General features: G+C 70.2%; 3 protein-coding genes. 2 read left to right on the top strand and 1 reads right to left on the bottom strand.

The genetic code is table 11. The features are described from left to right. Both AC1D15_RS19470 and paoC read left to right on the top strand, forming a co-directional pair. On the top strand, positions 1–504 hold a 504-nt coding region (locus AC1D15_RS19470), incomplete at its 5' end, for an FAD binding domain-containing protein (RefSeq protein WP_477827277.1). A 15-nt stretch (positions 505–519) separates the two neighbouring features. Next, a complete protein-coding gene (gene paoC, locus AC1D15_RS19465; RefSeq protein WP_477827276.1) occupies positions 520–2730 on the top strand; it encodes an aldehyde oxidoreductase molybdenum-binding subunit PaoC in 2211 nt (736 codons plus the stop codon). Here paoC and AC1D15_RS19460 read toward each other — a convergent pair. Then, positions 2679–4408, bottom strand: a 1730-nt coding sequence (locus tag AC1D15_RS19460; protein ID WP_477827275.1) for an efflux RND transporter permease subunit, incomplete at its 5' end; no start/stop codon positions are given. The two genes, paoC and AC1D15_RS19460, sit on opposite strands and share 52 nt — an antisense overlap.

Raw genomic sequence — 4408 nt, 5'->3', positions numbered from 1 at the left:
GTCGGCGGCAGCGAGGCCTGCATCGCCACCCACCCGAGCGACATGGCGGTGGCGATGCGGTTGCTGGACGCCGGCATCGAAACGGTGCGGCCCGACGGGCGCACCCGGGTGATTCCGATCGCCGATTTCCACCGCCTGCCGGGCAACACGCCGCACATCGACACCACGCTGGAGCGCAACGAACTGATCACCGCGGTGACGCTGCCCCCGCCGCTCGGCGGCACGCACCTGTACCGCAAGGTGCGCGATCGGGCGTCCTACGCCTTCGCGCTGGTCTCGGTGGCCGCGGTGATCCAGCGCGACGGCGCCGGGCGCGTCGCGCTCGGCGGCGTCGCCCACAAGCCCTGGCGCGATGCCGCGGCCGACGCCGCCCTGCCGCAGGGCGCAAAGGCCGCCACCGCACGGCTGCTGGCCGACGCCAGGCCGACGAACGACAACGCATTCAAGGTGGTGCTGGCAGAGCGCACGCTCGCCGCGGTGCTGGCCCAGGCCAGAACCTCCTGACACAAGGGAAGGCTCATGAAATTCGACACCCCCGCGACCACCAATCCGATCGACCAGCTCAAGGTCGTCGGACAGCCGACGCCACGCATCGACGGCCCGTTGAAGACGACCGGTACCGCCCCCTATGCCTATGAACGCCACGACGCGGCACCCGATGCGGTGTACGGCTGCGTCGTCGGTGCCGGCATCGCCAAGGGACGGATCGCGTCGATGGACCTGCGCGCCGCGCGCGCGGCACCCGGTGTGCTGGCGATCGTCACGGCGCGCAACGCCGGCAAGCTCGGCAAGGGCTCGTTCAACACCGCCAAGTTGCTGGGCGGGCCGGACATCGACCACTACCACCAGGCGGTCGCGCTGGTGGTGGCGACAACCTTCGAGCAGGCGCGTGCCGCCGCGCAGCGGGTGCGCATCCGCTACACGCCGGCGGCRGGCAAGTACGACCTGTCCGCGGAGAAGGCCGGGGCACCGATGCCGAAGCCGACGGCGTTCGGTGGGCCTGCGCAATCCAAGGTCGGCGACTTCGATGGCGCCTATGCCGCCGCGCCGGCGCAGCTCGACGCCACGTACACCACACCCGACCAATCGCACGCGATGATGGAACCGCATGCGTCCACCGCCCTGTGGCGCGGCGACAAGCTCACCGTCTGGACCTCGAACCAGATGATTGCCTGGAGCGTCGGCGATCTCGCGAAGACGCTCGGGATCCCCAAGGACAACGTGCGCCTGGTGTCGCCGTTCATCGGCGGCGGCTTCGGCGGAAAGCTCTTCGTGCGCGCCGACGCGGTGCTGGCCGCGCTCGGCGCGCGCGCGGTGCGCCGGCCGGTGAAGGTCGCACTGCAGCGGCCGCTGATGATCAACAACACCACGCACCGGCCCGCCACCATCCAGCGCATCCGCATCGGCGCGCTGCCCGACGGCAGGATCACCGCCATCGCGCACGAGGGCTGGTCGGGCGACCTCCCCGGCGGCCAGGCGGAGACGGCCGTCAACCAGACGCGCCTGCTGTATGCCGGGGCCAATCGCCTGACCACCACGCGCCTGGCCGTGCTCGACCTGCCGGAAGGCAATGCGATGCGTGCCCCGGGCGAGGCGCCCGGCCTGATGGCCCTGGAGATCGCCATCGACGAGATGGCCGAGAAGCTCGGCATGGACCCGGTGGCGTTGCGCATCGTCAACGACACGCAGGTGGATCCGGAGAAGCCCGCTCGCCCGTATTCGCAGCGGAACCTGGTGCAGTGCCTGCGCCTGGGGGCCGAGCGCTTCGGCTGGGAACGCCGCAGCGCGCAGCCCGCGCAGCGGCGCGAGGGCCGCTGGCTGATGGGCATGGGCATGGCGGCCGGCTTTCGGAACAACCTGCTGACGAAATCCGGCGCCCGGGTGCGGATCGACCACCGCGGCATCGTGACGGTGGAGACCGACATGACCGACATCGGCACCGGCTCGTACACCATCATTGCGCAGACGGCGGCGGAGATGATGGGCGTACCGCTGGCCAGCGTGCAGGTGCGCCTCGGGGATTCGCTGCACCCGGTGTCGGCCGGCTCCGGTGGCCAGTGGGGTGGCAACAACTCGACCGCCGGTGTGTATGCGGCCTGCGTGAAGCTGCGCGAGGCGGTGGCGAAGAAGCTCGGCATGCCGGCCGCCGATGCGGTGTTCGTCGACGGGACCGTGCGCACGGCGGGGCGCAGCGTGCCGCTGGGCGAGGCGGCGGGGCCCCAGGGGCTCGCGGCCGAAGATGCCATCGAGTACGGCGACCTGGACAAGAAGTACCAGCAGTCGACGTTCGCGGCGCACTTCATCGACGTGGCCGTCGACGCGGCGACGGCCGAGACCCGGGTGCGGCGGATGCTTGCGGTGTGCGCGGCCGGGCGCATCCTGAACCCGATCTCGGCGCGCAGCCAGGTCATCGGCGCGATGACGATGGGCGTGGGTGCGGCGCTGATGGAGGAGCTCGCGGTGGACAAGCGCCGCGGCTTCTTCGTCAACCACGACCTGGCCGGCTACGAGGTGCCGGTGCACGCCGACATTCCGCACCAGGACGTGATCTTCCTGGACGAGACCGACCCGATCTCGTCACCGATGAAGGCCAAGGGGGTCGGGGAACTCGGCCTGTGCGGTGTCGGCGCGGCGATCGCGAATGCGATCTGCAACGCCACCGGCGTGCGCGTGCGCGACTACCCGATCACGCTCGACAAGCTGCTCGACCGGATGCCGCCGTTCGCGTGAGGAGCAGACCGCCGCCGGCGCAGCAGGTACCAGGCCGCCGGAATCACGAGCATGCTGAGCAGCGGCGCGGTCACCATGCCGCCCACCATCGGCGCGGCGATTCGGGTCATGACCTCGGAGCCGGTACCGCTGCCGGACAGGATGGGCAACAGGCCCGCCATGACAACGGCGACGGTCATTGCCTTCGGCCGTACACGCAGCACCGCGCCCTCGCGGACGGCCGCCAGCAGCGTTGCTTCGTTGTCCGGTTCGCCGGCAGCGATACGCCGCGCATGCGCGTTCTTCAGGTAGATGAGCATCACGACGCCGAACTCCGCTGCGACGCCTGCCAACGCGATGAACCCCACTGCCGTGGCCACGGAGACGGAATGRCCCAGCGCCCAGATGAGCCAGAAGCCCCCCACCAGCGAGAACGGCACCGCCGCCATCACGAGCGCCGCATCCGCGAACGAGCGGAACAACAGGTACAGCAACACGAAGATGACTGCGATCGTGATCGGCACGACGATCTTCAGCCGTTGCGTTGCGCGCTCCAGGTACTCGAACTGTCCGGACCATGACACGGCGTAGCCGGCCGGCATCGCCACCTTCCGGGCCACCGCAGACTGCATGTCGTTCACGACCGAGCGCAGGTCCCGGCCCCGCACGTCGACGTAGACCCAGCCCGAGAGCCGGGCGTTCTCGCTGCGCAGCATGGGAGGCCCTTCTTCGATGGCGACGCGTGCCACGTCCTGCAGCAGCACGGTGGCGCCCTTCCCGGTCACGAACGGCAACGCCCGCAAGCGCTCCAACGAGTCGCGAAGCTCGCGCGGATAGCGCACGTTCACGGGATACCTCTCACGCCCCTGGACAACCTCGCCGACGTTCTCTCCGCCGATGGCCGTCGACACCACCGCCTGCACGTCGGCCACCGACAGGCCGTGGCGCGCCGCGGCCAGGCGGTCCACCTCCACGTCGATGTACCTGCCTCCGGTCAAGCGCTCCGCCAACGCCGACGACACGCCGGGCACGCCCTTCACGGCCGCCTCGATCTGCGTCGCCAGGCCATCGATGACGGCCAGGTCCGCGCCGGCGACCTTGATGCCCACGGGACTCTTGATGCCGGTCGCCAGCATGTCGATGCGGTTGCGGATCGGGGGAACCCAGATGTTCGAGAGGCCGGGCACCTTGACCACGCGGTCGAGTTCCTCCACCAGCTTGTCCGGTGTCATGCCCGCTCGCCATTGATCGCGCGGCTTGAAGCGGATGGTGGTCTCGAACATCTCCAGCGGTGCCGGATCCGTCGCCGTGTCCGCGCGCCCCGCCTTTCCGAACACGCGCTCGACCTCCGGCACCGTCTTGATGAGCCGGTCGGTCTGCTGGAGCAGTTGCGCCGCCTTCGACACGGACAGTCCGGGCAGCGCCGACGGCATGTACAGCAGGTCGCCTTCGTCGAGCGCGGGCATGAACTCGCCTCCCAGCCGCAGCACCGGCACCGCGGTCAAGGCGAGCAGGCCCGCAGCGACCAGCAGCGTCGCCTTCGGGAAGCGCAGCACGGTGTCGAGCACCGGCCGATAGAGGGCGATGAGCAAGCGGTTCACGGGGTTGGCGGCCTCGTCCGGAATGCGGCCGCGAACCAGGTAGCCCATCAGGACCGGCACGAGCGTGACGGAGAGACCCGCGGCCGCAGCCATGGCGC

Source organism: Rhizobacter sp. P2_H2 (assembly GCF_056403375.1).
This window is presented reverse-complemented; position numbering and strand designations above follow the sequence as displayed.